This is a genomic window from Klebsiella sp. A-Nf5 (assembly GCF_002810545.1).
Lineage (GTDB): Bacteria > Pseudomonadota > Gammaproteobacteria > Enterobacterales > Enterobacteriaceae > Klebsiella > Klebsiella variicola.
Genome location: NZ_PIOG01000101.1, coordinates 1 through 776, shown reverse-complemented (window position 1 = coordinate 776; position 776 = coordinate 1). Strand labels below are relative to the sequence as shown.

Annotated in this window: 2 protein-coding genes; both read right to left on the bottom strand. The window is 46.5% G+C overall.

The features are described 5' to 3' along the window. A partial coding sequence (locus CWM53_RS10610) for an MFS transporter (protein WP_206062618.1) occupies positions 1-378 on the bottom strand: 378 nt, incomplete at its 3' end. 70 nt (positions 379-448) lie between these two features. Further along, on the bottom strand, positions 449-776 hold a 328-nt coding region (locus tag CWM53_RS10605), incomplete at its 5' end, for a substrate-binding domain-containing protein (protein WP_165785067.1).

The following is a 776-nucleotide window of genomic DNA, read 5'->3' as shown; positions in this document are numbered from 1 at the left end:
CAGATAGGTAACCCAGGCATAGATAATCTTACCGTTCATGCTGAGTTCTGGGGTCGTGAACATCAGTACCGCGCCCAGACCAAACGGAAGCGCCATCCATAATAGCCATGGACGGAATTTTCCCCAGCGTGACACGGTGCGGTCGCAGATTGCCCCCATCAGCGGATCGCTAAAAGCGTCAAAGATGCGAATAACGAGGAATAATGTGCCCACCACCCCGGCATTCAGGCCATAGACGTCGGTATAAAACCACGTCAGATAGAGCGCCAGTACACTCCATATCATTCCTGAACCAGCGTCACCCATCCCGTAGCCGATCTTCTCCCTCAGCCCCAGCTTTTCATAAGCACTTGGCTTTTCCATTGCGGTAGCAGACATAAATATACCTATTTTTTGTTAAAAGGAGCCCATGGCGCAAATTGTCGCGCCATTTCTCAACATACATCCCTTACAGGGAAGTAATATTAATTTTTACGCTGCTCTCACGAATAATTAACCGAGAGACAATTTCGTGCATTTCAATACTGTCCGGCTGCTGTTGATGCTTCACCATCTGAAACGCGAGGTGAGCAATTTCATTTACCGGCTGTGCAACGCTGGTGATTTTTTTAGTTTGTGCCAGCAAGGTATTATCAAAACTGGCAATCGCAACATCTTCAGGAATGGAGATGCCTTTTTCTTTTAGCCCATCGATAATATAATTTGCCGCAATATCGTTATACACTAGCAGACATGTACAGGTTCGCTTCGGATCGCTGAGTTTCGCAATAATATCA